Genomic DNA, 26,482 nt, shown 5'->3' on the forward strand with positions numbered 1-26,482 from the left:
TTTGGCTAATACCCCCCGCCATGCGGTCGCGGTGGGGCAAGGTTGAAAAGCCCACGACTATAGCAGAAATCGTGGGCTTAGAGGGAAAAACAAAGGCTTATTTATTAAAAACCATCGTCATCGATCTGAAGCGCACCAACAGCACCGGTGATAACAGACTCAGCCAAGCCCTCCGCCTGAGTCAAAAAGTGGTCAGCATAGAAGCGGGTTGTAGCCAGCTTGGCTTTCCAGAAAGGGTCCGTATCACCGGACGACAACCTGGCACGGGCAATAACCGCTGCCCGCCCTAGTTGCCAACCTCCGGCAACAATCCCCAGCAGATAAAGAAACGGCACAGCGCCGGCATGAACCGCTTTGGTATCCGACGAAAATGTCTCGACAATCCAGGAAACAGCCTTTTCCAGCGCGTCGACCGCAGCATTCTGACGGGCACCTACGTGCGACAGATCATCATCGAGCTGTAGTGCAGCGGCACGCATATCTGCAATCAAGGCTGCAATCGTCGCCCCTTTTTCACGAGCAATCTTCCTGCCAATCAGATCGTTTGCCTGAATTGCCGTTGTACCTTCGTAAATTGCAGTGATTCGCGCATCGCGCAGATGCTGGGCTGCACCCGTTTCCTCGATATAACCCATGCCGCCGTGAACTTGCACGCCGAGCGAGGCAATATCGATGGCACTCTCGGTACTCCACCCCTTCACCACTGGAATCATCAAATCAGCAAAGGCCTGACCGCGCTGGCGAGCAAGCGCATCCGGGTTGGCATGCGCGTGATCCTGTGCCGTTGCCGTCACATAGGCCAAAGCTCGCATTGCCTCGATCCGGGCACGCATCGACATCAACATGCGTCGAACGTCAGGATGCTTGATAATCGGGACTTTCGGCCCGCCACGTACACCAACCTCAGCCCCCTGCACACGATCCCTGGCGTAGGCAACTGCCCGCTGGTAAGCCCGCTCGGCGTCACCCAGACCTTCCAGGCCGACATTGAAGCGGGCTGCGTTCATCATGATGAACATGTATTCCAGACCACGATTCTCTTCACCAACCAGCGTCCCGATAGCACCACCATTGTCGCCAAAGGCCAGAACGGCAGTTGGGCTACCATGAATACCCAGCTTGTGCTCAATCGAGACACAGAAGACGTCATTACGCTCGCCCGGCTCACCTGCTGCATCGAGCAGGAACTTCGGAACTACAAAAAGGGAAATCCCCTTGACCCCCTCCGGGGCATCGGGCGTGCGAGCCAGAACCAGATGGACAATATTGTCCGCCATGTCGTGCTCGCCGTAGGTAATGAAGATTTTCTGGCCAAAAATCCTGTAGGTACCATCTCCGACAGGCTCTGCACGACTGCGCACGGCTGCAAGATCTGACCCCGCCGAGGGCTCGGTCAGATTCATCGTACCCGTCCACTCACCGGAGACCAGTTTCGGCAAATACGTCGCTTTCTGAGCATCCGTACCGGCGATCATCAGTGCCTCGATAGCTCCCTGGGTCAACATCGGACACAAGGAAAAAGCATGATTGGAGGCCTTCCACATTTCACTGACGGCAGCAGATAGCAAACGGGGCAAGCCCTGGCCGCCGAACTCGGGGTCGCAACCCAAGCCATTCCAGCCATTGTCCACAAATTGACGATAAGCCTCCTTGAAGCCAGGCGAGGTGGTTACCACCTTATCCGCCCACTTGGCCCCCTCTCGATCACCCACCCGATTCAGCGGGGAAAGAACCTCACCCGCAAACTTGGCAGCCTCATCGAGAATTGCATCAACCACATCCGGAGAAGCCTCTTCACAACCAGGCAGCGCTACAACCTGATCCAGGCCTGCCAGCTCCTGCATGACAAAACGGATGTCCTTCAGCGGTGCAACATATTCGCTCATGCCCCCTCCACTTCTCTTTCCATGCGGTTTGATGTTTCCTTGAGTTCGATCAGGAACAGAATTTCCTCGACAACCGGCAAAGCAAAACCAACTCGCTTACCGCCACGGTTATCGCGCAACAGCTGATAAAGATAGCCAACCACATCGCCCGACGACCAGAACTGGGTCACCGACGCCATGATGCGCGGCATATCCTCAAGACATTCCGGACGCGGAGCAACGGGGACAGGAGAAACCGGAACCTCATCATCGAGAATCAGGTCCAGCGAATGACGGTTCTGACTCGGCTCCGAGCCATCCCATTGTTGAATTTCAACATTGAAGTTCTGGTTCAGATTCAACGCAACAGCTTCGAATTCATTACGCATGCCAGCCATCTTGTAGACGTCCATCAGACGAATCCATGGCTGCAAGGCCTCCTGCGGATTGTTATCGATGTACTCCTGAAGCGCCTGGGCTGCACCCTTGACACGCCCGAAAGAAAGCATGATGTCAGCCAGTTCCATGACCGGATTGGCTTCAAAATGTTCATCAAGCGTCGTGGCATTGACCGAAAAAACAGAATCCAATTGGGCCTCAGCCAGGGAGTCGCTCGCTGCCTGCGGCGCATTGCTGACCACTTCACCTGTATCGTGCCCATCAAGCTCAAGGTCGACCTTCATGGTCGAACCCATCATGCCCGGCTCGACGGGCAGATCAACACCACCGAGCTCTTCGTGCTCTTCATCGCGCTTTGGATCAACCTCCAACCCGGGCGCAACGAACAAATCGTCAGAATCGATATTGCGCAATTGGCGCTCACGATAATTTCTCCAGCCAAGCAAGCCGCCGAGCGCCAACACAGCCACCGACAAAAGCCCGTAGAGCCCCCACTCGGAGAGATCGCTCGACGAATCGGCTACAGCAGGCGGCTGGCTGGCTGGCGGAGCAGTCGGCGCAGGCGCAACAGGCTTGGCACTATCGCCAACGGGCTGAGCCCCCGCTACCGCAGGCGCTCCCTGAGCCGTTTCCTTCTCGGAACGCTGGGCAATTTCCAGCGTTCTCTGTTCCAGCTCAGCCAAGGTACCTTCCATGTTGCGCAGCTTTTCCGCCGTCGCCATTTGGGTATTGGCCTGCTCATGAAGCGCCATCAGCATGCGATATTCGAGGCGTAGCACTTCACGCTGAGCCTCGACCGATTGCCCGGCACCTGCCTGCCTGCCCATGCCGGCGATATCGGTCGCCAGGCGCAAGGAAGGATCACCGACATCGATCCCCGTTGAAAGCATCAAGCGGTCCGGCAATCCCTTGCCAGCATCATTGCGTCCGACAGGACGCGAACGCGGGGCCGAAGGACGGGAAACAACCGGCCCACGGTCTGCCGCCGCTGGACGCGAAGCAGCCTTTGCTGAATTTCCTTGAACCTGTGACGGCAATTCGCGGGCAACCGCACGTGGCGACGACTCAGGCGCAACATCCCTGGCCGGCGAAGCGAGAATCACATAATCACGAGAGATATCATTCCCACACGCCACATGCACGGCAAACTGCATGATCGGCTCACGCAAGGGAATATCTGATTTGATTTCCAGAACGGGCGGATTGCCATTGCGAGTACTCAGCACCGCTTTCTTGAGCCAAGGCAGATCACCGCCATTCGCAGGCTGAACAAGGCGATAGCATGAAGCATCAAGCACTTCCTTGCCCCCGCCCAGCAAACCGACCTCAACCTGCAGACGATCGCCCAATGCTGGCTGCCCCCTGAGCTCCCCCAGCCCAATCGCTGAAGCGCTCGCAGAAACGGCGAGCAAGGCGACCGGAAAGCAATAACGGAAAGTCAAACAATTCAAGGAAACAGCCCTCAATGACAAAAAACTAAGCGGATTGTAGTCGTTATTTATCACATAGATAACAGGAATCGTTAAAGGTAAGTACCCAGTTGGGACGATAAACGACAAAAAGCGTCATGACCATTCCCGAGAGCCATGCCTCGGAGAATCCCAATAACAAAAAATAGGGGAAATAATCACCAATCAGATATTCCCATTCGTACGCCCCCGCCATTGCCATGAACACAGAAACGGTAAATCCGGTCGCAATAACAGTCAGTGCCGCACAAAGAAATCCGTGAATGAATATATAAACAAAAAAATGCTTGGGAAGAACCGGAGAAAGCCACTTGAACAAGAAATGACTGCACGGCACCGCCACGCCAGCCATCAGTAGCTCATTCAACCCAAAGGCAAAAATTCCGGCAGAACCATTCAAGGTGACAGCAGCCAAAACGGCAGACAAACCAATGAAGGCAAGGTAAGGGCCAAAACTTAGCGTAAAGACAGTAGCGCCCAGCAGATGGAATCCCAACCCGGGTTTGACGCCCGCTTTCATGCTCCAGATCAGCACCAGGAACACGATCATGCCAAGCCACACATTGAGCTGTTCCGAATCTTTGAGACGCGCCCAGTCGGCCCGAAAAAGACAAAGGGCGAAGACGGGTAGCCAGACGACCCAAGCCGCCCAGTACCACGCTTCGCCCAACAGTGTGTCCGGTAGATTCACACGGCTATTTTAGCCAACCGCAGCCACCAGTTGCGGCACCACCTCAAACAAGTCACCTACCAGGCCGTAATCGGCGATCTGGAAGATCGGGGCATCGGGGTCCTTGTTGATCGCCACGATCACCTTGGAATCTTTCATCCCGGCCAGATGCTGGATCGCACCGGAAATACCGACCGCCAGGTAGAGCTGCGGCGCGACGATCTTGCCGGTCTGGCCCACCTGGTAGTCATTCGGCACAAAACCGGCGTCGACCGCAGCACGGCTGGCGCCGAGCGCAGCACCGAGCTTGTCGGCCAGCGGTTCGAGCAGTTGCTGATAGTTTTCACCGCTGCCCAGACCTCGACCGCCAGAGACGATGATCTTGGCGGCGCCGAGTTCAGGGCGGGCCGATTTGGTCAGTTCGCGATGGGTCAGCGCGCTTTGGGCGGTGTCGGCGGCGGCGCCGAGCGTTTCGATTTCGGCATTGTTGCCGGCGTCGACCGCGTCAAAGGCGGTGGTACGCACGGTGATCACCTTGACCGTATCGGCGCTCTTGACCGTGGCCAGCGCATTGCCGGCGTAGATCGGGCGGACGAAGGTGTCGGCAGATTCAACACCGGTGATTTCGGAAATCTGCGCGACGTCGAGCAGTGCGGCAACGCGCGGCAGCAGGTTTTTGCCGAAGGTCGTGGCCGGGGCCAGGATGTGGCTGTAGCCGGCGGCGTTGGCGATGACCAGTGCGCTCAGGTTTTCTGCGGTCTGGCTTTGGTAGTGGGCCGCGTCGGCCACTTTGACTTTGCTCACGCCTTGCAGGCCGGCAGCTTGCTGGGCGGCGCCGCTGCAGGCGGTGCCGGCAACGAGGACGTGAATGTCGCCACCGATTTTGGCGGCGGCAGCAACGGTGTTGAGCGTGGCGGCCTTGAGGCTGGCGTGGTCGTGTTCGGCGATAACGAGGATGGTCATGATCAGATCACCTTGGCTTCGTTTTTGAGTTTGTTGACGAGTTCGGCCACATCCGCGACCTTGACACCCGCGGAGCGCTTGGCCGGTTCGGCGACTTTCAGCGTGCTCAGGCGCGGGGCAACGTCAACGCCGAGGTCGGCAGGCTTGACGGTGTCGAGCGGCTTCTTCTTGGCTTTCATGATGTTCGGCAGCGTGGCGTAGCGCGGTTCGTTCAGGCGCAGGTCGGTCGAGACAACGGCCGGCAGGCTGATCGCCAGGGTTTCCAGACCCCCGTCGATTTCGCGGGTGACTTCTGCCTTGCCGCCGGCGATGACAACCTTGGAGGCGAAGGTGGCTTGCGGCCAGTTCTGCAGCGCAGCCAGCATCTGACCGGTCTGGTTGGCATCGTCGTCAATCGCTTGCTTGCCGCAGATGACGAGTTGCGGTTGTTCCTTGTCGCACAGCGCCTTGAGCAGCTTGGCGACAGCCAGCGGCTGAAGTTCGACGTCGGCTTCAACCAGGATGCCGCGGTCGGCACCAATCGCCATCGCGGTGCGCAGGGTTTCCTGGCAGGCGGCCACGCCGCAGGAAACAGCGATCACTTCAGTCGCAATGCCGGCTTCCTTCAGACGCACGGCTTCTTCCACCGCGATTTCGTCGAACGGGTTCATGCTCATCTTGACGTTGGCCAGGTCTACCCCTGAACCATCCGCCTTCACGCGTACCTTGACGTTGTAGTCCACTACCCGCTTCACGGGGACGAGAATTTTCACAAGCCTCTCCTTTCAGGTCGTTTAAATTTATCAGCGCCTTTGTACTACAAACTGGCATCTGTTTGACAGAGTCTTAGTCATTACGCACAATGACCATACTGTGTCGTATGGAGTGCATACGGTAGCGTATGGAAATCACACCTGTCAAGTCTCCCCTGAAAGTGCCTCGCAAGAAGGCGGTATCGCCGCGCACGCAACTCGACCCCAACAACTGGGTCGAAACGGCGGTTGATGTCCTCGCCCGAGAAGGCGTTGCCGGCCTGCGCGTTGAAGTGCTGGCCAAACGCTGCGGCGTCACCAAAGGCAGTTTTTACTGGCACTTCAAGGATCGCCAGGCGCTGCTCGATGCCGTGCTGGAGCACTGGAAAGACGGCCGGATTCGCGATATCGAAAAAACCACCTCGGTTGCACCAGGCCAGGAACGCGACCAATTGCACTATGCCATCGAGGTCTATGGCGCCAATCGCAATCGCAAGGGCATGTCCATTGAACTGGCTGTGCGCGACTGGGCTCGCCATGATGCACGTGCGGCAGCCGTCGTCGAAGCTGTTGATTTGTATCGCCTGGAGTGTACCCGCAAACTGTTTGTTGCTTCCGGCATGTCGGAAGCCGAAGCAAAAAGTCGCAGCCTGCTTCTGTACGCCTGCGTTTTCGGGCTATCGCTGATGCACTACAGTGATTTTGACGAGAATCTTGGCGATCTTAAGCAACGCATTGCCGAACGCATTGTTTCAAATTAACGCAGGCAATCAGCCAGCACACCGGATCGCTCCTGCTCCCACACACCGATTGCTGCGGTCAACTGCTCGACCACTGCCGTCAAGCCAGCTACACCGCCTTTTGAATCAGGTGACCCGGCGGCCAGGTCAAAGGCAAAAGTTTGCTCAGCCAAACGCCCGCGGCCACGATCAAGCCATTGCACGCGACCTTGCAGGACAGCCCGACTGACGGTCGCCGTATCAAAAACCTGGCTGAACTCCGTGATATCAAGGCGTAGCACACAACGCGCCCGCCCCTGCCCTGCCGCAACCAGGCCTGAATCGCGAACCAGCTTGAGTTGAATCAACTGAGCCGGCGGCCCCGCCCAACGCGCCCTGGCATATTCACGCAATCGCGCTGGCTCGTCATAGGCCAGGCGGTAACCGATGCCCAGCGAGTCGAACCACAGCGGCGCCCTGACTTCAACGGCCATCGGCACTTTACGAATCGGCAGATTGCTGCGGTCGACCGCAAAACCGAGGTCATAGACCGCCATTGCCGTATCGCCTCGCTTGCCTGACGTCAAACAGCCGGCCAGCGACAGCACAAGGACCGGTATCGCAAAGAGTCGCACGTTCATTGCCCGCCCCCGTTAGAAAAGCCTGGCTCACCGGGGCCGGGAGGCAATGCCGGCGCACCGAAAACAAGCCCCTGCGGCGAATCTTCGAGAATCCGCAAAACGCGGCTCAGCTGACGCGAAGTTGTCGAAAAATCACTGGCCAATTCATTCAGGCGCGGCATCAGTGCCGCCGTTCCTCCGGCCGAGGCATCGCCAATGGCGCCATCGAGCTTGTCTGTAGCCGCCTGCATTTTGCCGATCAGCACGCGCGTATCGGCCAGCAAGGGGGCGACTTCACCGGCTGCAGCCGATAGTTTCTTGACATTTTGATCATCAATCAATTTGCGAATCTGGATCAGGCTGCCGTTCAGATTTTCAAGCGCCGGCTTCATGTGCGCCGAAGCGGTCTCCAGATTAGCTAGCGTTGCCGTGAGGTGCTTGCGATTTTCTTCACTGAGCATGGCATTGGCGGATGCCATGAGCAATTGCGCCTGCTTCAAGGTCGCCGCACCGCTTTCGCCCAACTCGTCGAAAAGCGAGGGAATCATCATGATCTGCGGCGGCTTTTCATCGTCTGGCTCAAGGGGAGCCTTGTCCTTGCCGGTTTCGAGCAAAAGAATGTGCGCCAAACCGGTGACGCCCTGATAGTTGAGTTTGGCGACTGTCCCCTTGGTGAGCGGGACATCTTCACGCACCGAGATCGTCACAAGAATATTGCTGTAGTCATCCGGATCGAGCCGGATATCGCTGACCTTGCCAACCCGGATGCCGCGATAGCGCACTTGCGCTTGTGGATTCAATCCACCGATATTTTGCTTGGTGACAACCACGTAATCATGCGTATCGTCCTTGGCACCACCGAGCCAGTAGAGTGCCAGCAAAGCAGCAAGACCCAGCAAAAGAACAAAAATGCCGGCCACGAAGGCATGAGATTTATTTTCCATGAGCTTTCATTAAAGCAGTTTCTTGCGGTCAGCGCCAAAAAAGCCGGTCACAAAAGGATGATCGACAGTCATCACTTCTGCCTTGGGACCGTGGGCAATGATATGTCCCTCGGCCAGTACGGCAACATGGCTGGCCAGCCCGGCCAGGGTATTCAGGTCATGCGTCACCATCACGACCGTCAGGCCCAGCGCCTGTTGCAGCGAACCGACCAGTTCGACAAAGTTCTGGCTGCGATCTGGATCAAGGCCAGCCGTCGGCTCATCAAGCAGCAGCAGTTCCGGCTCAAGGGCAAGCGCACGCGCCAGCGCGACACGCTTGACCATTCCGCCGGACAGCTCCGCCGGCATCAACAGGCCGTGAGCCGGCGCCAATTCGACCATTGCCAGCTTGAGATGGACCAGGTGCCGAATCCAGTCTTCATCGAGGCAACGCAATTCGCGCAAGGGGAAAGCAATGTTGTCAAAAACGGATAGTGCGGAAAATAGTGCGCCATGCTGGAAAAGCATGCCGAGCCGACGGCGGATGGCTCGCTGAACCAGGCTGTCCGGATCATTCAAATCAACATCGAAAAGACGCACATACCCGGCAGTCGGCCTAAGCAAGCCGAGCATTTCACGCAACAGGGTGGTTTTTCCGCTCCCCGAGCCGCCCAGCAAACCGACGATCTGCCCGCGCTCGATAGACAAATCGAGCTTGCGATGCACGTAATGCCCGGAAAAAACCGTATCGACGCCACACAGCTCGATGACGACATCGCGGGTCATAACTGGGGCATCCCGATCTGACGGGTCAATACGGCAAAAATCGCATCAACCAGAATGACCGCGGTAATTGCCGTCACCACCGCACTGGTTGTGTTGGCGGACAGACTTTCGGTGTTCGGCTTGACCCGCAAGCCGAAATAACAGGCCACAAGTGCGATGACAAAGCCGAACAGCACGCCTTTGGCCAAACCGATCAGCAAGTTTGCCATCGGCACGGCACGCGGCAGATTCTCGAAAAAATAGATCAGTGACAGATCAAGCTGGAACATCGCGGCAATCATTCCACCAAACAAGGCGACGGCCGATGTCCATAAAACCAGCAGCGGCATTGCCGCGGTCAACCCGAAAATCTTGGGCAAAACGACACGAACCGTGCGCGAGATACCCATCGTGGACAGGGCATCGATTTCCTCGGTCACTCGCATCACACCGATCTGGGCAGTCATTGCCGAACCGGATCGGCCGGCAACCAGCACCGCGACCAAGACCGGGCCAAGCTCGCGAATGATTGAAATGCCGAGGATATTGACGATGAACAGGTCGGCGCCGAATGTTTTCAATTGCAGGGCGGACAAGTAGCTGATCGTAATACCAATCAAAAAACCGACCAGTGCCGTTACCGGCAGTGCCTGGGCACCGGATTTATAGAGATTGGCGGTAAATTCACGCCAAGGTATATCGGCCCGATGGCGAGCCAGATAAATCACATCGAGCCAGAGTTGCCCAAGCAGCGTCACCATGCCACGCAAGTTGACGGTCGCCTTGAGCAGTTGGTGACCAACAATTTCCAGCGGATGGAAGGAGTCGACCGGCGGAGCAGAAACTTCAGCCGGAAGATTGGCAACGCGCTCGATGACGGCGCGGTGCACACCCGAAATCAGCAGGTTTTTCGGCCAGGCCTGGCCCCAGGTGCGCCACAGCAAGACAGCGGCAGCACTATCAATCCGTGTAACGGCAAGAAGATTCCAGCTTTGCTCACCGGAGACGGCTGAAGCAAGTTGCTGCTTCAATACGTCAATCTGCGGCAGCATTGCGGCCAACGTCCATTCCCCGGCCAGCACGACTTTCCCCGGCTCAAGCTGCAAGCTGGGGAACGGCTTCATTCGCCCTTCCTCAAGGCCCGCGACTTGACCACATAATCACGCCCGATCTGTTTCCAGATGGCCGCCTCTTCACCAAGAGCCGCGGCCGTCCACGGGTTGGTCGCCAGCCAGCCAGCCGGCAGTTCAAGCAGGAAGCCGCTGCCGCTACGGGAAACCCGCCAATCCGGCAAAGCCCGGTCATCCCGCGTGCGATGCAAGAGCACGGCCAGCCGCAAACAGAAAACCAGCGTCCAGGCGCTGTCGACCGCAGGAATCGAGCCCAGCTTTTCAAGCTTGCCACGATGTCCGAGCACCAGCATGGCCAGGCGTGCCTGATCCTTTTTGGAGAAACCCGGCATGTCGGCATAGGTCAGGATGTAGGCACCGTGCTTGTGGTAGGCGTTATGGGCCACCGAAATCCCGATTTCATGCAACCGGGTGGCCCAGGACAAAAACTGAACGTCAACTTCGCTCGGCGTACCTTCCGAAAGCTGGGTCAGCGCCGAAATCGCCGTTGCTTCCACCCGTTCGACCTGATCCGCTTCTACCTGATAACGCCGACGAAACTGCTTGACGGTCGAATCACGCATATCGTGGTCATGAAAACGGCCAAGCAGGTCATAAAGCACGCCGAGACGCAAAGCACCATCGGCATAGGTCATGCGCTCCAGCCCCAACTCCTCGAAAATGGCTGACATGATCGCGATACCTCCCGGCAGAACCGGCAAACGATCACTGCGTACGCCCGGCAAATCAAGCGCTTCGGCGGACCCCGCCTTGATCAGCAAGGCACAAAGCTTATCCAGGCCTTCCCGGGTAATGCCACTTTCGCCATTCGGATTCATGCCGTTCATTTCGAGCACATCCGCAATCGCCCGTGCTGAACCGGAAGAACCAACCGCTTCCTTCCAGCCCAGACGCTGATAATCGTGGGCAATCAGTTCGATTTCCTTCGCTGCAGCAACCTGCGCCTCGCGCAAACGCTTCTTGTCGATTTTCCGATCCGGGAAAAACCGCTGGGTATAACTGACGCAGCCCATGTAAAGGGACTCCATCAGTTGCGGATCATGGCGTTTGCCGATAATGAATTCGGTCGACCCACCGCCGATATCAATGACCAGACGCTTGTGCGACGCAGAAGGCAAGGAGTGCGAGGCGCCGATGTAAATCAGGCGCGCTTCCTCCCGACCGGCAATGATTTCGATCGGAAAGCCAAGCGCCTCTTCCGCCAGCGGCAGAAACTCGGCAGCATTTTTAGCCACTCGCAGCGTATTGGTGGCAACGACACGAACAGCCCCAGGATCAAGGCCGCGCAAACGCTCGCCGAAATTGCGCAAGGCCAGCAAGGCGCGTGCCTGCGATGGCGCATCCAGGCGCTTGTCGGCATTCAGCCCGGAAGCCAGCCGGACGGCAGACTTCATCGAATCCAGCGTATAAATCTGGTCATCGACCACCCGACCAACCTGCAGGCGGAAGCTATTGGAGCCTAAATCAACTGCAGCGACTGTTTCGTAAATCATCAGTAAGGAACACGGGAAAGGTAGGACTGACGGGCATTCTAACACCCACCCCCGGCATCAATTCTTACAGTTGAGGCGTAAAAAAACCCGCCGGCTTGCGTCGGCGGGTTTGGATGAAGCACGAACCGGATCAGCTGGCCAGTGCGTTCTTGATCTGTTCCAGCGTCGACGGATCATCGATCGTGGTCAGATCGCCTGGATCGCGACCTTCAGCCAAAGCCTGCAGCGAACGGCGCAGCATCTTGCCGGAACGGGTCTTGGGCAAACCAGTCACGAAGTGCACGCGAGCCGGACGACCAATGGCCCCCAAAATGCCGTCGACCGTGGCAAACACTTCCTTCTCCAGCGCCTTGACCAACTCGGGCGTTGCCACCTTGGAAGCATCCTTGACGACGGCGAATGCCATCGGCACCTGGCCCTTGAGCTTGTCTTCGACGCCAACCACGGCCACTTCGGCAATCGCCGCGTGGTTCTGGATGGCTTCCTCGATTTCACGGGTGCCCAGACGGTGACCGGCAACGTTGATCACGTCATCGGTACGACCGAGGATGGTGAAATAACCGTCATCGTCCTTGATCGCCCAATCGTAGGAGGAATAAACCAGCGGCTCCTTGAACAGGGTGAAATAGGTGCTGACGAAACGGTCGTCCTGACCCCAGACGGTGGACAGACAGCCAGGCGGCAACGGCGGGATGACCGCAGCAATGCCTTTTTCGTTGGCGCCGCACTCGGAGCCGTCTTCGCGGAAAATCTTCAGGTTGTAGCCGTAGACCGGGAAACTCGGCGAACCGAACTTGATCGGTGTCTTTTCCACACCCGGCAACGCAGCCAGCATCGGCCAACCGGTTTCAGTCTGCCAGTAGTTGTCGATGACCGGGATATTCAGCTCACCCATGAACCATTCGTGGGTCGGCTGATCAAGCGGCTCGCCGGCCATGAAAATATGCTTCAGGGTCGACAGGTCATACTTGTGCATGAAGGCCGGATCCTGCTTCTTCAGCACGCGGGCTGCCGTCGGTGCGGAGAACATGACCGAGACCTTGTACTTCTCGACGATCTGCCACCAGATGCCGGCATCCGGACGCAGCGGCGTGCCTTCGTACATCACGGTGGCCATACCGGCAATCAGCGGGCCGTAGATGATGTAAGAGTGACCGACCACCCAGCCGATATCGGAGGTCGAGAAGAAGGTTTCACCCTCGCCACCGCAGTAGATGTGCTTCATGGTCGAGGCCAGTGCCACAGCATAACCGCCGGTATCGCGCTGCACGCCCTTCGGCTTGCCGGTCGTCCCGGAGGTATACAGGATGTAGGACGGCTCGTTCGATTCCAGCCATTCGCACGGCACCTGGGCATCCATGAACTTGGCGCGTTCGGTCGCGTAATCAACGTCGCGACCAGCCACCTTGTTGAATTCCTTGTCCAGACCACGGTCGACCATCAGCACCTTGGCCGGCTTGTGTTCGGCCAGTTCGATGGCTTCATCGAGCAGATGCTTGTAGGGCACGGCCTTGCCGCCGCGCATGCCGGCATCGGCAGAAACGATCAGCACCGGCTTGGCATCGTCGATGCGGGTGGCCAGCGAGCCGGAAGCGAAGCCACCGAAGACCACCGAGTGGATGGCGCCGATGCGGGTTGCAGCCAGGATGGCGAAGGTTGCCTGGGCGATCATCGGCATGTAGATCAGGACGCGGTCGCCCTTCTTGACGCCGAGGCTTTGGTAAATCGCCGCCATACGCTCGATTTCACGCTGCAGCTCGGCAAAGCTGTAAACCGTTTCTTCATCGGTTTCAGTCGAAATGAAGATCAGCGCACGATCGTTCGGGCGCTTGGCCGCGTGACGATCAACCGCGTTGTAGCAAAGATTGGTCTTGCCGCCGACGAACCATTTGGCAAACGGGGGACGCGAGTAGTCGCATACCTGGGTAAACGGTTCCTTCCAGTCAACGAGTTGGGCCTGTTCGGTCCAGAACTCATTCGGTTTTTCAATGGAATACTGATGAAATTCCTTGTAAGTCGCCATACAACTCCCTCAAGTTAGGTTTTCCTGCACAACAAAATAAAGATCGGGCTATTGTTTTTTCCCTGCCCGCTCTATGAAACGCTGCTCGATACCGGCCATTGGCAAGGCCAGATCAAATTCACTGTCGATAATCCGCAAAAGCGGCAGCAACTGCTCGCCAAGTGCGCCCAGGTGCGGCAATACAGCCTCGCGCCGCCCTGCTGCAAGTAATTCAAGGGCATGCTGGATCGAGATGGAATTGGGAATCGCCGGCGCAGCCCCCGGTGCAACAATGCGATTTCCACCGACCCCCATGGCTTCCTGGGTTCGCAGGGCGGCCAGATCGAGCATGGCACCGGCGGAGGCGACCCGATCCATCGGTACGCCCGCCAGGCCGATACTCACGGTCAACGCCACACTCTCGCCACGCACAGTCAGGCGCGCCACCTCAACAGCCTGACGAACCCGCTCGGCAAAAGCGGCACAAAATGCAGCGGATGTCCCGGGAGAAACGATGGCGAACTGCCCCGGCAAGAAATGGCCCAGACTATCTTCCTGACGCATTTTCCCGGCCAACATCCGGGCAAAACGCGCACCAACCTGCCCGGCAACGTCTTCACCAAGACGATCAACCAGCGCTGCATAACCGTCAAAGGCAAGCACCATCACGCTCATATCGACACCGTGACGGGCAGAATGGGAAAGCGCCTGGGCAATTTGCAGTTCGAGATACTTCCGAGTAAAAAAGCCACTCTCCGGGTCCTGAACCAGGCTTTCGCGCGAGATTTCAAGTGATGCCCGGGCATCCGACAAGGCCAGCAGATGATTCAGCCGTAACAGGATCTCGGCACTGCCTGCCCCTTTGGCGATAAAGTCCGAAACACCAAGGGAACTGGCACGCAGGCGCTCTTCTTCGCCCTCCTCACCGGAAACGAGGATGAAGGGAAGTTGCTGCAGACGCCTCAATCGCGAGGCTCGAACACGCTCAAGTAGCTGGAATCCGTCCAGCTTCGGCATCTGCAGATCGGAAATGACCGCCAGGATCGAGTGATCGAGTACCAGGGTTTGCCAGGCAGACTCGCCATTCTCCTCTTCACGCACGTCATAGATACCCTTCAGGTGGTGAGCCAGCGAAGCCCTCACCACTTTCGAATCATCCACAACAAGAATGCGAGGCAGGTTTGCCACCTCAGCCTCCTGCGATCTCGACGACAACCCGGCCACGAGCTTTTCCGGCAACAAATTCAGTGAAGGTGGCCGGCAAATCATCAAGCGCAATCCGGCGAGCCATTGATGCCAGGTGAGGCGGGCGCAAATCTGTCGCCAGCCGCTGCCAGACACCGCTGCGATAAGGTTCGCGGATATATCCGGAATCAATACCCAGCAATGACACGCCCCGCAGGATGAACGGTGCAACCGTCGTATTGAGCGACATGCTGGCAGCCAGGCCGATGCTGGCGATTGTTCCGCCCTGCTCCATGGTGCTTGCAATCCAGGCCAGCACATCGCCTCCCAGGTTATCAACCGCGCCAGCCCAGCGGCCTTTGTCGAGCGGACGTATCTTGGTCAGATCGAGATTCTGGCGGAGCATCACTTCGCGAGCCCCCAGGCTGCGCAAGTAATCAGCCTCGCTTTCCTTTCCGGTCAGCGCAACAACGTGATAGCCCAGCCTGGCCAGCATGTCGACCGCCAGACTGCCGACGCCCCCCGTCGACCCCGTGACGATGACCGGTCCGTTTTCCGGACGCAAACGATTCTCTTCCATCCGCACAATACCAAGTGCAGCAGTAAAGCCCGCCGTCCCCAGTGCCATGGATTCAAACAAGGAAAGCCCCGGCGGCAGCGGCACCACCCAGTCGCCCGGAACACGGGCGATTTCAGCATAGCCCCCGTGGTGAGCGACACCGATATCAAAGCTTGTCGCGATGACTTGATCACCTGCCTTGAAACGTGCATCGACACTATCGATCACCGTCCCGCAAAGATCGATCCCTCCGACGCACGGAAAGCGGCGGATGATTTTTCCTGCGCCGGTCGCCGCCAAAGCGTCTTTGTAGTTGACGCTGGAATAGGCAACGCGAATGGTGACGGAGCCACTATCCAGCTGGCTTTCATCCATCTGGACGAAGCTGCTGCTTACCTTGCCATCCTGCTGTTCAATCAACAGAGCCTTGAACGAATTCATTGCTTTTCTCACTCCACGGGAAAATAAATTGTAATTCATAATTACGGATTATGAACAGCGTTACATCGGTCAAACGTGTCGGCAACTTTACAGTTAAGCGTTTTTGAAATACATTCCACGGCTATGCGTAAAGTTCTATCTCCCGTACTGCTCGTTGCGGCCCTTCTCGTGGGCGGCACAGGGGCATCCGCAGCAGCGGAACAGTTGCGCAAACCCGAGGAACAACTTTCTTTCTTCGAACGTTACACCAACGCTGCGCAGGATGTCATCCTGCAAGGCTTGAAGCTGGTCGGCGTTCGTTATCGCCTCGGTGGCAACAATGAAGACAGCGGCCTGGACTGCAGCGGCTTTGTTCGCCTGGTGTTCAAGGACAGCATTGGCGCATCCCTGCCACGCACGGCACGCGAAATGAGCGAAGTCGGCGAAAAAATCGATACCAGCCAGCTCAAACCCGGCGATCTCGTCTTTTTCAACACGATGCGCCGGACTTTCTCGCATGTCGGCATTTACCTCGGTGACAACCACTTCCTGCATGCACCGCGCACAGGCGCCGAAGTGCGTGTGGAAAGCATGGAAAACAGTTACTGGGTACAGCGCTACAACGGCGCCCGACGAATCATCGAAGGCAACTGAAACAAGCGGCAAATATGCCGCTTCAGACCGCTGACAAAGCCTCCAAGCGATTGGGGGCTTTATTTTTTATAATGCAGGCATGCTCAAACCTGCCTACCCTGCCCAAACGGAACTGGAGATGGTGACGTTGGAGCAATTGGTCCCGAAAGACCACTTGCTCCGGCTGCTCGACCAGCACATCCGGTTTGATTTCATTCGTGAAGCGACCCAGCACCTGTATTGCGAGAACAATGGCCGACCCGCGATTGATCCGGTGGTGTTGTTCAAGATGTTGTTCATTGGCTACTTGTTTGGGATTCGCTCCGAGCGACGGCTGGTGAAGGAAATAGAGGTCAATGTGGCTTACCGCTGGTTTCTCGGCTTTCGACTGACGGACAAAGTGCCGGATGCCTCGACGCTGTCGCAGAATCGCCGTCGCCGCTTTGTCGGGACGGACATTGAGCAACGCATCTTCGACGGGATTGTCGAGCAAGCCATTGAGCATAAGCTGATTGGCGGGCGGGTGCTTTACACGGACAGCACGCATCTGAAGGCGAATGCCAACAAACGGCATTTTGAGGTGCATCAGGTCGAGCAAACCCCTGCGGCCTACCTGGCCGAACTGGATGCAGCCATCGAAACGGACCGAGCCGCCGCGGGCAAGAAGCCGCTCAAGCGTGATGACGATGATTCGACACCGCCGATGAAGGAGGTCAAGGTCAGCACGGTCGATCCCGACGCAGGTTTCATGGCCCGCGACAACAAGCCGACCGGCTTCTTCTATCTGGATCACCGGACTGTCGATGGCGTGCATGCTTTGATCGTCGATACCCATGTCACGCCGGGCAATGTCCATGACAGCCAGCCCTACCTTGCCCGCCTGGATCGGGTCATGGAGCGCTTTGATCTGGCCGTGGGCGCCGTCGGGCTGGATGCCGGGTATTTCACCCCGCAAGTCTGCAAGGGCATTCTCGAGCGGGCACTGTTCGGGGTGATGGGCTACAAGCGACCCACACACCGCGATGGCTATTTCTACAAACGGGACTATCTCTACGATGCGGTCCAGGACTGCTACCGCTGCCCGGCCGGGGAGGTTCTACCGTACCGGACGACCAACCGGCTGGGTTATCGCGAATACGCCTCGAACCCGGCGCGGTGTGCCGATTGCGGCGTGCGCGGGCAATGCACGCAGAGCCGGAACCATCAGAAGCTCGTGACCCGGCATCTCTGGGAAGGTTTCAAGGAAGCGATCAACGCCAATCGCCTGAGCGACCTGGGCAAACGGCTGTACGCCCGGCGCAAGGAAACAGTGGAGCGCAGCTTTGCCGATGCCAAGGAGTTGCATGGCCACCGTTACGCTCGCTTCCGTGGCTTGGCCAAGGTGCAGGCGCAGTGCCTGCTCTCGGCGGCCTGTCAGAACATGAAGAAGATGGCCCTGCTGCTGGCCCGCAAGGCGGCAGCCTTATTGGCCAAAATCCTCGCACGAACCCGTTTTGCCGCCCCATTCGCCCGCCATCTTTGGCAGATCGGGGTTCCTAACCTGAATTTCAGAATCCGCCTCGCTTCGGCTTGAAGCCAGGAGTCTCCCTGATTTCCAACCAGAAAAACAAACCCCCCGAAAAATCGGGGGTTCGTCAGCAGTCTGAAGCGGCAAATATGCCGCTTTTTTTCGCCCTGCCCTGCCCACGATCAATAACGTTTCTCATTTACAGAAATAGCTGACAGCAGGTAGACTCGTGCCATCTCTATCCCTTCGTCAGGTTTTCTCATGAAGCAGCCCCTCTCACTGATTGCCGCCGCACTTCTCGCCCTGATCAACCCTGCTCAAGCAGAAGAAAAGATCCTGAATCTTTATTCGGCACGACATTACCAGACAGACGAAGCACTCTACGCCAACTTTACCCAGCAAACCGGCATCAAGATCAATCGCATCGAGGGCAAGGAAGACGAACTGCTGGAGCGTATCAAAAACGAGGGCAGCAACAGCCCGGCCGATATTTTCCTGACCGTCGACGCCGCGCGTCTGGCCAAGGCACACGAACTGGGTATTTTTGCCAACGTCACGTCAAAAGTGCTCGATAGCCGCCTCCCGGCTCATTTGCGCACCGAAGACTGGTTTTCCTTTTCAACCCGGGCGCGCGTCATTGTGTACAACAAGACCGGTGTAAAGGCCGAGGATGTCCAGAACTACGAAGACCTGGCCAATCCGAAGCTCAAGGGCAAACTTTGTTCACGCTCGGGCTCGCACCCCTACAACCTGTCGCTGATGGCTTCGATCATCGCCCACCAGGGTGAAGCCAAGGCGGAAGAACTGGCCCGCGGCATGGTGGCAAATTTTGCCCGTACGCCGAAAGGCGGGGATACCGATCAAATCAAGGCGGTCGCAGCCGGTGAATGCGGCGTTGCCCTGTCGAATACTTACTATGTTGCCCGAATGCTGCGGTCAACCAAGCCGGAAGAGCAAAAAGCAATGGAAAAAATCGGCGTCATCTGGCCGAACCAAAGCACCACCGGCACCCATATCAATGTGTCTGGCGGCGGCATGCTGAAAACGGCGCCGCACAAAGAGGCGGCCGTCAAATTCCTCGAATACCTGGCATCGGATGCTGCACAACGCTATTTTGCCGATGGCAACAATGAATGGCCGGCAGTTGATGGCATCAAGGTCAGCAACCCGGCACTCGACAGCCTGGGCAAATTCAAGGCCGACAAATTGCCGGTCAAAAATCTGGCGATGTACCAGACTAAAGCACAAATGATTTTTGATCGGGCCGGCTTCAAATAAATGCCGATGGGCTGGCGGACTCGCCAAATCCGCCACTATCGCCTAAACTCCGCAGGCATTGGGATGAAAGCGAAACGATGGCCAAACTCGGATTTAAGACAAGCAAACTAATGACAGCCATTCGGGCCAACAGCCTGAATGGCGTCATCGAAGCACTTGAAGAAGGCGATGATGTGGAAGAAGCCGACATTCACGGCTTCGGCGGCCTCCCTCTGCGAACCGCCTGTTTCGAAGGCAACCTGCCGATCATCCGAGAATTGCTGACGCATGGCGCCAATGTCAATGCACTCGGCAGCAGCGGTACCGGCATGCCACTTCGCCTGGCCTTGCGCGGCGGTCATCGAACCATTGCCGCATTGCTCATCAAGCAGGGCGCCAGCATCCCATCCGACCTCGTGATCGACGATGAACTGATGCATGGCGCAGCCCTGACCGAGGCCTTGCCATCAACGCCAGAACTGGTCGATCTGCCGCTGGATCAGCCAGCCTCACCTGTGCATGAAGTAAAAAATAGCGAACCCGAATCGAATATCATCGAATTCGAAACCTCGGCCATCCAGAGTGCCATCGAGGAAGTTCACGTGCGTTCCTGTTACGGCACCGACACCAACCTGCTGGCCATGGACCTGATGCGTTTCAATGACGAGCGCGAGGAAGCGGCCCAACAAAAAGATCAGGAAAAACCGGCAGAATCGCCAAAGCCGAACTTTTGGCAGTCAGGCAAGAGCGAAGGCTGACTCAGCCCCGGCGAGTTGCCGAAATCTGACGCGACAGCGCAATCAGCGGCAGCAGTCCGACGACAACGATCGCCAATGCTGCGGTCGACGCCTCGGCCAGACGTTCATCCGAAGCCAGGGTGTAGGCTTGAGTCGCCAGGGTATCGAAATTGAAGGGGCGCATGACCAGCGTTGCCGGCAGCTCCTTCATCACATCGACAAACACCAGCAAGCCGGCCGTAAAAAGGCTGCCACGCAGCATCGGTGCATGCACCCGACGCAGGGTTTCACCCTGCCCCAACCCTAGGCTGCAGGCGGCATCGTCCATGCTCGGCGTAATTTTGGCCAAGCTCGACTCGACGGTATGCAGTGCCACGGCAAGGAAGCGGACGAGATAGGCGTAAATCAGCGCCGCGATGCCCCCGGTCAGCAGCAATCCCGGATTGTGACCAAACCAGAACAGCCATTGCCCGGCCAGCCAGTTATCAAGGCGGGTCACCGGAATGAGGACACCGACGGCAATGACGGCTCCCGGCACAGCGTAGCCCAGCCCGACCAGGCGATTCAATCCGCTCGCCAACGCGCCTTTTGAGAGGCGTGCGCCATAGGCCAGCAACAGAGCGATCAGGACGCCGATTCCGGCCGTACATCCAGCCAGCAGAAAGCTGTTGCGTGACAACATCAGGAAACGCTCGCCAAACTGCGCATCGCCTTCGGTCAACGCCATTTTGAGCAGCAAAATGGCCGGCAGGACAAAACCGAGAAGCAGCGGCAAGGCACAAGCCAACCAAGCCAGCAGCGCCGCGAAGCCGGTCAGGCGTGCGCCTGCCATCGGACGATTACGGGCTGTCGTGTTGTGATAGCGCGCACGGCTGCGCGAAAGGCGTTCGGCCATCAACAGGAAGAGGACGAAACCGAGCAGCATGGCCGCCAACTGAGCCGCTGCGACACGATCACCCAGCGAAAACCAGGCGCGGTAAATACCGGTGGTGAAGGTGTTGACCGCGAAATAGGCCACCGTCCCGTAATCGGCCAGCGTTTCCATCAAGGCCAAGGCGACACCGGCGACAATGGCAGGTCGGGCCAGCGGCAGGGAAACGGCAAAAAATGCGCGCCACGGCCCCATACCCAGGGTCCTGGCAGCTTCGAGCATGCCGCTTGCCCGCTCAATGAAGGCGGTACGGGCCAGCAGATAAACATAGGGATAAAGCACGCAGACAAACATCAGTACCGCGCCAGGTAAGGTACGGATGTCGGGAAACCAGTAATCACCGTGCTCCCAGCCAAAAATCTCGCGCAATGCCGTCTGGACCGGGCCGACAAACTGCAGGAAATCGGTATAGACATAGGCCATGACATAGGCCGGCACCGCCAACGGCAAAACCATGGCCCATTCGAAAAACCGGCGACCGGGAAAATCGTGCATCGCCGTCAACCAGGCGGTGGCAACGCCGATCAAGGCCACGCCGCTCCCCACGCCCAGGCAAAGCCACAGCGAATTGGCGATGTACTCTGGCAAGACTGTCTGGGAAAGATGGAGCCAGGTTGAACTGGTGCCGCCGACAAAAAGGTTCAACCCGACACTGGCAACCGGCAAGCCGGCCAGAAAGGCGACAAGGGCGGCAATGATGATCAGCGGGGAATAGGTCCGGGTGCGCATGGTGGTCAATGCGAATTATAATCGTTGCCCCGTAAATCAGCTAACCGCCGCCCCTCCGGATTCGCCCCTGGCCCACCCTCGGCGATGCCGGGATTTTCGTTGCGGCAGGCGATTCGATGTCGCTCAATGCGAATTATAATCAAGCGCTATGGCTCAACTTGAACTCAATGACATTGTCCAGCGCTACGGCAAGCACACCATTGTCAATGGTGTGGATTTTCGCCTCGAAGCCGGACAGATCGCCTGCCTCCTCGGACCTTCCGGCTGCGGCAAGACGACTTTGCTCCGCTGCATTGCCGGCTTTGAAGATATTGCCGGCGGCCAGATAAAGCTGCGCGGCGAAACGGTCAGCCAGGCCGGCGAACGCATTGCCCCGGAGAAGCGCCGAATCGGGATGGTTTTCCAGGATTACGCCCTGTTCCCTCACCTGACTGTCGAACAGAATGTCGCCTTCGGTCTGGGCAAAAAGCCGCAAGAAGATACCCATCTGCGTGTTCGCCAGTTGCTCGCCACGGTCGGTCTTTCCGGTCAGGGCCACAAATATCCGCATGAACTTTCCGGTGGCCAGCAACAACGCGTCGCCCTGGCCCGCGCCCTGGCGCCACGCCCCGAACTGATCCTGCTCGACGAGCCGTTTTCCAACCTTGATGTCGGTTTGCGCGAACGCCTGTCGGTCGAGGTACGCGAAATCCTCAAACGCGAGGGGTCGACCGCGATACTCGTCACGCACGATCAGAACGAAGCCTTCGCCATGGCCGACGAAATCGGCGTCATGCACGAAGGTCGCATCCAGCAATGGGATGTTCCCTACAACCTCTACCACCGGCCGGCCAATCGTTTCGTGGCCGATTTCATTGGCCAGGGCGTGCTGCTGCCCGGCGTGGTTGCCGGCGGCAGCAATGTCGACATGGAACTGGGCAAGCTGACCTCCGACATCCCGGTCGAGTGCAGTGAAACCTGCGCCAACTGCGGCGATGGTTGCGATGTCGACGTCCTGCTTCGTCCCGATGACATCGTGCACGACGATCGCAGCCCGCTCCAGGCCGAAGTGCTGCACAAGGCATTTCGCGGCGCCGACATCCTGTACACCTTGCGCCTGGCCAGCGGTGCCGAAGTACTGTCGCTGGTCCCCTCGCACCACAACCACGCGCTCGGCGAAAAAATCGGCATCCGTCTCGATGCCGATCACGTCATTGCCTTCAAGGCCCAGCGCACAGGCGCCGGGCACGCATGATTCCCTTTCTCGGTTCGCTCGACCTTTTTCCGCCGGTCGAGACGGCCCGAAGCGATATGGGTGGCCTGCTCGCCGTGGGAGGCGAGCTCGACCCGGCCCGCCTGCTCGACGCCTACACTCAGGGAATCTTCCCTTGGGGCACGGTCGAAGGGCAGCCCCTGTGGTACAGCCCGGACCCACGCATGGTGCTGTTTCCCGATGAGTTCCAGCCCAGCCGTTCGCTGCGCAAGATATTGCGCAGCAGCTGTTTCGACGTACATTTCGACCGCAACTTTGCCGGAGTGATGCGCGGCTGCGCCGAAACGCCACGCCCGGGACAGGACGGCACCTGGATTTCAGCAGAGATGCTCGCCGCCTACATCCGCCTGCATGAACTCGGCTGGGCCCATTCGGTCGAAGTCTATGAAGAAGGCGATCTGGTTGGCGGTCTTTATGGCCTGGCCATCGGTCACATGTTCTATGGTGAATCGATGTTTTCGCGCCGCAGCAACGCATCGAAGGTCGCCTTCGCTCACCTGATCAGGCAACTCACGGCGCTTGGCGTCGAGTTGATCGACTGCCAGATGTATACCGACCATCTGGCCTCACTCGGCGGCCGGGAAATTCCGCGCAGCCTGTTTATCGACCATTTACACCGGTTGACCGCAGCCCCCGTCCGCCGCGATGCCTGGTCGATCCAGTCGCTCAATCTGAACTGGTAGGAGACCATGGCCCAACCCGACGACGCTGCGCTGCCCTTCTCGCTGCTCCAGTTCTACGCCACCTCGCCCTACGACTGCAGCTATCTGCCTGAGCGTTTAGCCCGCTCGCAGGTCGCCACGCCGGCCCACCTGATCAACAGCGAAATCTATAGCTCACTCGTCCGCCAGGGGTTCCGGCGCAGCGGCATTTTCACCTACCGGCCGCATTGCGATGCCTGCCAGGCCTGCGTTCCCGTCCGCCTGCCGGTTGCCGAACTCCAACTGAGGCGCAATCAGCGCCGGGCGCTCAAGCGACACGCCAATCTGGTCGCCCGCGAATTGCCGCTTGAATTGTTCGACGATCATTACGCCCTTTATGCCCGCTACCAGAGCGCCCGCCATGCCGGCGGCGGCATGGATCAAGACAGCCACGACCAGTACGCCAACTTCCTGCTGCAAAGCCGGGTCGATACCCGCCTGATCGAATTTTCCGAAGGCAGCGAAGTCCGCATGGTCAGCCTGATCGACGTGCTCGACGACGGCCTTTCCTCGGTCTACACCTTTTTTGACCCGGATATCCCGAACGCCAGTTTCGGCACCTACAACGTGCTCTGGCAAGCGGCGCAATGCGAGGCGCTGGGACTGCCCTACCTGTACCTCGGCTACTGGATTGCCGAAAGCCGGAAAATGGCCTACAAAGCGAGTTTCCAGCCGATCGAAGGCCTCATTGACGGTCGCTGGTCGCCTCTCCAACCCAACACTGAAGACCCTGCATGAAATCAGCTCTCCTGGCCCTGCTTCTCCTGCCGCTGGCAGCATCAGCCGACAACGAACGCCTGCCCTACGCCTGCGACAACGGCAGCCATATCGAAATTTCATTTTCCGCCAACAGCGACGGTCGACCGCAAGCCACGCTCCATTTCGCCGACGAGGCGATCACCCTGCCGCAAGTACCGGCGGCATCCGGCACGCTGTACCGCAACGAAACGCTACGCCTGCACACCAAGGAAGAGCGCGCCCTGTTCGAGGACGACAAGGGCAACCGCCGCGACTGCCTGCGCGGCAACACGCCACCACCGGGCGCCGCCAGCCCGAGCCCGGTAGCGGCCAGCAGTTTCGTCGATATCGCCGGCAGCGTCAGCTATCTGCAGCGCATCGCCCTGCCGCCGGATGCCGTGCTGATTGTCCGCATCCAGGACACCGCCCGGGCAGGAGCGCCAGCCCGAACCCTGGCCGAACAGCGTATCGAACTGGCCGGCCAGCAAGTGCCGATCAACTTCCAGACAACCATCGACCGCGACCTGATCGGCAAGCGGGCGCGCATCACCATTTCGGCGCGTATCGAAAGCCGGGGCAAGCTGCTCTTCATCAACGACCGCAGCTATCCGGCGCTCACGAACGGACAGCCGAATCCGGTTGACATGCGCCTCAAGCCCGTCGCTCGTGGCCCGCGCCGTTAAACCGGGCAGCGTGCTGCTCGCCGCCCTGCTGCTGCCGGCCCTGCCCGCCGCAGCGGCTGGCGTTGCCTGCCATGTCACCTACGGCGGTGAAATGCGGACGATCGAAGCACAGCCGGTCGCCTCACCGTATCAAGTGGCCCCGGTCGCCATCGGCTCATTCTTCCTCTTTCGCATCGTAGTCCGCGATGAACCTACCGATGTGTCGGGCATCAAGCTGTACACCTATGCCGACCGCGACAGCGGCCCGCAACTGATCCATCAGGCCAGCCACCTCTATCCGCCGGTCAATCTCCCGGTCTACGGCTTCAGCGGCCTGAATTTCGTCTACGAGCCGATGCGCGACGGCGAACTGCAATACTGGTGCGAATTCAAGCCGGGAGCCGGAAAATGAGCCATTTTCGCCGATTGACCGCGACATTCGCCCTGCTCTTTGCCTGCAACCTGCAGGCCGAACCGCTCAGCCTGACTTTCGCCGGCGACCTGATGCTTGACGATGGACCGGGCCGACTGATCGCCGACGGTGGCGACCCGCTACTCCCCTTCTCCGACATCCTGCGCGAGGCCGATTACCGGATCGGCAATCTCGAATGCCCGATCGCCGAAAGCGGCCAGGCCTTCGATAACAAGATTTACAGCTTCCGCGCCCAGCCATCGGTCACCCGCGTCCTGCAAGGTCGTTTCGATGCCGTGGCGCTGGCCAACAACCACTCCGGCGATTACGGCCGCGACGCCTTCCTCGAAACCCTGCACCACCTCGACCAGGCTGGCATCGCCCACTTTGGCGGCGGCCGTAACCTGAGTGAAGCCCACGCGCCGCTGTGGATCGAGCGCAAGGGCCTGAAAATTGCCGTGCTCAGCTACAACGAATTCAAGCCACGCACCTTCGAAGCCGGCGCCGACTGGCCGGGCATTGCCTGGAGCGAGGATGATCAGGTCGTCACCGACATCCGGGCTGCCAAAGCTGCCGGTGCCGACCACGTCATTCCTTTCATGCACTGGGGCTGGGAACGCGAACCGCTGCCCGACCAGCGCCAGAAAACCCTGGCCCGCAAGATGATCGACGCTGGCGCCAGCCTGGTCGTCGGCGGCCACCCGCACGTCACGCAGGGCGCCGAGATTTATCAGGGCAAACCGATCATCTACAGCCTGGGCAATTTCGTTTTCGATGGCTTCGATCTGCCGGCCGCCCGACGCGGCTGGTTGTTGCGCCTGAAATTCGACAAAACCGGCCTGCTGTTCTGGGAAACGCTGCTCGCAGAAATGGATGAAAACGGAACGCCGCACCCGGTTTCAGGGGCCTTCACGCCCTGCGGACGCGGCGGCGCAGCCGAACTGCTCGAATGCCAGACCCCGTAAGGGAATCATTCGATGAGCGTAACCACCCGCGGCAACACCGGTGCG

25 protein-coding genes are annotated in these 26,482 nt (G+C 58.5%); 11 read left to right on the forward strand and 14 right to left on the reverse strand.

From position 1 onward, the window contains the following. Positions 1 to 104: 104 nt before the first annotated feature. The 5 genes from KI614_RS10505 to KI614_RS10525 form a co-directional block, all read right to left on the reverse strand. The gene (locus tag KI614_RS10505) at positions 105 to 1,886 is read right to left on the reverse strand and encodes an acyl-CoA dehydrogenase (RefSeq protein WP_226405529.1); all 1,782 of its coding nucleotides are present in this window, start codon (positions 1,884 to 1,886) and stop codon (positions 105 to 107) included. Further along, the gene (locus tag KI614_RS10510) at positions 1,883 to 3,613 is read right to left on the reverse strand and encodes a FimV family protein (RefSeq protein WP_226405531.1); all 1,731 of its coding nucleotides are present in this window, start codon (positions 3,611 to 3,613) and stop codon (positions 1,883 to 1,885) included. The genes KI614_RS10505 and KI614_RS10510 overlap by 4 nt, the downstream gene beginning before the upstream one ends. Positions 3,614 to 3,758: 145 nt before the next feature. Further along, on the reverse strand, positions 3,759 to 4,403 hold the full coding sequence (locus tag KI614_RS10515; protein WP_413464144.1) for an energy-coupling factor ABC transporter permease: 645 nt from the start codon (positions 4,401 to 4,403) through the stop codon (positions 3,759 to 3,761). A gap of 30 nt (positions 4,404 to 4,433) precedes the next feature. Further along, positions 4,434 to 5,366, reverse strand: a complete 933-nt coding sequence (locus tag KI614_RS10520; RefSeq protein WP_226405546.1) for an electron transfer flavoprotein subunit alpha/FixB family protein — start codon at positions 5,364 to 5,366, stop codon at positions 4,434 to 4,436. A gap of 2 nt (positions 5,367 to 5,368) precedes the next feature. After that, on the reverse strand, positions 5,369 to 6,118 hold the full coding sequence (locus KI614_RS10525; RefSeq protein WP_226405548.1) for an electron transfer flavoprotein subunit beta/FixA family protein: 750 nt from the start codon (positions 6,116 to 6,118) through the stop codon (positions 5,369 to 5,371). A 128-nt stretch (positions 6,119 to 6,246) separates the two neighbouring features. On the opposite strand from KI614_RS10525, the gene KI614_RS10530 reads away from it, so the two are divergent. Further along, positions 6,247 to 6,858: a TetR/AcrR family transcriptional regulator gene (locus KI614_RS10530; protein WP_226405551.1), complete on the forward strand. Its 612-nt coding sequence runs from the start codon at positions 6,247 to 6,249 to the stop codon at positions 6,856 to 6,858. Here the strand turns inward: KI614_RS10530 and KI614_RS10535 are convergent. The 8 genes from KI614_RS10535 to KI614_RS10570 all read right to left on the reverse strand — a co-directional run bounded on the left by KI614_RS10535 (position 6,855) and on the right by KI614_RS10570 (position 15,934). Then, the gene (locus tag KI614_RS10535) at positions 6,855 to 7,457 is read right to left on the reverse strand and encodes an ABC-type transport auxiliary lipoprotein family protein (protein ID WP_226405553.1); all 603 of its coding nucleotides are present in this window, start codon (positions 7,455 to 7,457) and stop codon (positions 6,855 to 6,857) included. The two genes, KI614_RS10530 and KI614_RS10535, sit on opposite strands and share 4 nt — an antisense overlap. After that, positions 7,454 to 8,380, reverse strand: a complete 927-nt coding sequence (locus KI614_RS10540) for an MlaD family protein (protein ID WP_226405563.1) — start codon at positions 8,378 to 8,380, stop codon at positions 7,454 to 7,456. The genes KI614_RS10535 and KI614_RS10540 overlap by 4 nt, the downstream gene beginning before the upstream one ends. 9 nt (positions 8,381 to 8,389) lie before the next feature. Beyond that, a complete protein-coding gene (locus KI614_RS10545; protein ID WP_226405564.1) occupies positions 8,390 to 9,145 on the reverse strand; it encodes an ABC transporter ATP-binding protein in 756 nt (251 codons plus the stop codon). Further along, positions 9,142 to 10,248 carry an ABC transporter permease gene (locus KI614_RS10550; RefSeq protein ID WP_226405565.1) on the reverse strand — a complete coding sequence of 369 codons (1,107 nt, stop codon included), beginning with the start codon at positions 10,246 to 10,248 and terminating at the stop codon, positions 9,142 to 9,144. The genes KI614_RS10545 and KI614_RS10550 overlap by 4 nt, the downstream gene beginning before the upstream one ends. Continuing rightward, on the reverse strand, positions 10,245 to 11,747 hold the full coding sequence (ppx, locus tag KI614_RS10555; protein WP_226405566.1) for an exopolyphosphatase: 1,503 nt from the start codon (positions 11,745 to 11,747) through the stop codon (positions 10,245 to 10,247). The genes KI614_RS10550 and ppx overlap by 4 nt, the downstream gene beginning before the upstream one ends. A 130-nt stretch (positions 11,748 to 11,877) precedes the next feature. Continuing rightward, positions 11,878 to 13,770, reverse strand: a complete 1,893-nt coding sequence (locus KI614_RS10560; protein ID WP_226405567.1) for a propionate--CoA ligase — start codon at positions 13,768 to 13,770, stop codon at positions 11,878 to 11,880. A gap of 48 nt (positions 13,771 to 13,818) precedes the next feature. Next, a complete protein-coding gene (locus tag KI614_RS10565) occupies positions 13,819 to 14,937 on the reverse strand; it encodes a response regulator (protein WP_226405568.1) in 1,119 nt (372 codons plus the stop codon). Position 14,938: 1 nt separating this feature from the next. Next, a complete protein-coding gene (locus KI614_RS10570; protein WP_226405569.1) occupies positions 14,939 to 15,934 on the reverse strand; it encodes an oxidoreductase in 996 nt (331 codons plus the stop codon). Between the two features lie 123 nt (positions 15,935 to 16,057). Between KI614_RS10570 and KI614_RS10575 the strand changes: the two genes are divergently transcribed. The 4 genes from KI614_RS10575 (at position 16,058) to KI614_RS10590 (ending at position 20,068) form a co-directional block, all read left to right on the forward strand. Then, entirely contained in the window at positions 16,058 to 16,567 is a 510-nt protein-coding gene (locus tag KI614_RS10575) for a C40 family peptidase (RefSeq protein ID WP_226405570.1), read from the forward strand. Positions 16,568 to 16,646: 79 nt separating this feature from the next. Next, the gene (locus KI614_RS10580) at positions 16,647 to 18,119 is read left to right on the forward strand and encodes an IS1182 family transposase (protein ID WP_226405571.1); all 1,473 of its coding nucleotides are present in this window, start codon (positions 16,647 to 16,649) and stop codon (positions 18,117 to 18,119) included. Positions 18,120 to 18,314: 195 nt separating this feature from the next. After that, the gene (locus KI614_RS10585; RefSeq protein ID WP_226405572.1) at positions 18,315 to 19,331 is read left to right on the forward strand and encodes a Fe(3+) ABC transporter substrate-binding protein; all 1,017 of its coding nucleotides are present in this window, start codon (positions 18,315 to 18,317) and stop codon (positions 19,329 to 19,331) included. Between the two features lie 110 nt (positions 19,332 to 19,441). Next, positions 19,442 to 20,068 (forward strand): ankyrin repeat domain-containing protein, encoded by a 627-nt coding sequence (locus tag KI614_RS10590; protein WP_226405573.1) that lies wholly within the window; start codon positions 19,442 to 19,444, stop codon positions 20,066 to 20,068. 1 nt (position 20,069) lies between these two features. Here KI614_RS10590 and KI614_RS10595 read toward each other — a convergent pair whose 3' ends face one another. Beyond that, a complete protein-coding gene (locus tag KI614_RS10595) occupies positions 20,070 to 21,707 on the reverse strand; it encodes an ABC transporter permease (protein WP_226405574.1) in 1,638 nt (545 codons plus the stop codon). A gap of 148 nt (positions 21,708 to 21,855) precedes the next feature. Here KI614_RS10595 and KI614_RS10600 point away from each other — a divergent pair, with 148 nt between their 5' ends. Genes KI614_RS10600 through KI614_RS10625 form a run of 6 tightly spaced genes read left to right on the forward strand, consistent with a single transcriptional unit; the run spans position 21,856 to position 26,437 of the window. Continuing rightward, positions 21,856 to 22,941, forward strand: coding sequence for an ABC transporter ATP-binding protein (locus KI614_RS10600; protein WP_226405575.1), 1,086 nt, complete (start codon positions 21,856 to 21,858; stop codon positions 22,939 to 22,941). Continuing rightward, the gene (gene aat, locus KI614_RS10605) at positions 22,938 to 23,642 is read left to right on the forward strand and encodes a leucyl/phenylalanyl-tRNA--protein transferase (protein WP_226405576.1); all 705 of its coding nucleotides are present in this window, start codon (positions 22,938 to 22,940) and stop codon (positions 23,640 to 23,642) included. Before KI614_RS10600 ends, aat begins: the two co-directional genes overlap by 4 nt. Positions 23,643 to 23,648: 6 nt before the next feature. After that, positions 23,649 to 24,398: an arginyltransferase gene (locus KI614_RS10610; RefSeq protein ID WP_226405577.1), complete on the forward strand. Its 750-nt coding sequence runs from the start codon at positions 23,649 to 23,651 to the stop codon at positions 24,396 to 24,398. Further along, positions 24,395 to 25,081 carry a YbaY family lipoprotein gene (locus KI614_RS10615; protein ID WP_226405578.1) on the forward strand — a complete coding sequence of 229 codons (687 nt, stop codon included), beginning with the start codon at positions 24,395 to 24,397 and terminating at the stop codon, positions 25,079 to 25,081. The genes KI614_RS10610 and KI614_RS10615 overlap by 4 nt, the downstream gene beginning before the upstream one ends. Beyond that, the gene (locus tag KI614_RS10620) at positions 25,065 to 25,472 is read left to right on the forward strand and encodes a hypothetical protein (RefSeq protein ID WP_226405579.1); all 408 of its coding nucleotides are present in this window, start codon (positions 25,065 to 25,067) and stop codon (positions 25,470 to 25,472) included. Before KI614_RS10615 ends, KI614_RS10620 begins: the two co-directional genes overlap by 17 nt. After that, entirely contained in the window at positions 25,469 to 26,437 is a 969-nt protein-coding gene (locus tag KI614_RS10625) for a CapA family protein (RefSeq protein ID WP_226405580.1), read from the forward strand. The genes KI614_RS10620 and KI614_RS10625 overlap by 4 nt, the downstream gene beginning before the upstream one ends. Positions 26,438 to 26,482: the final 45 nt, after the last annotated feature.

The sequence above is a fragment of the Dechloromonas denitrificans genome, assembly GCF_020510665.1.
Taxonomy (GTDB): domain Bacteria; phylum Pseudomonadota; class Gammaproteobacteria; order Burkholderiales; family Rhodocyclaceae; genus Azonexus; species Azonexus denitrificans_B.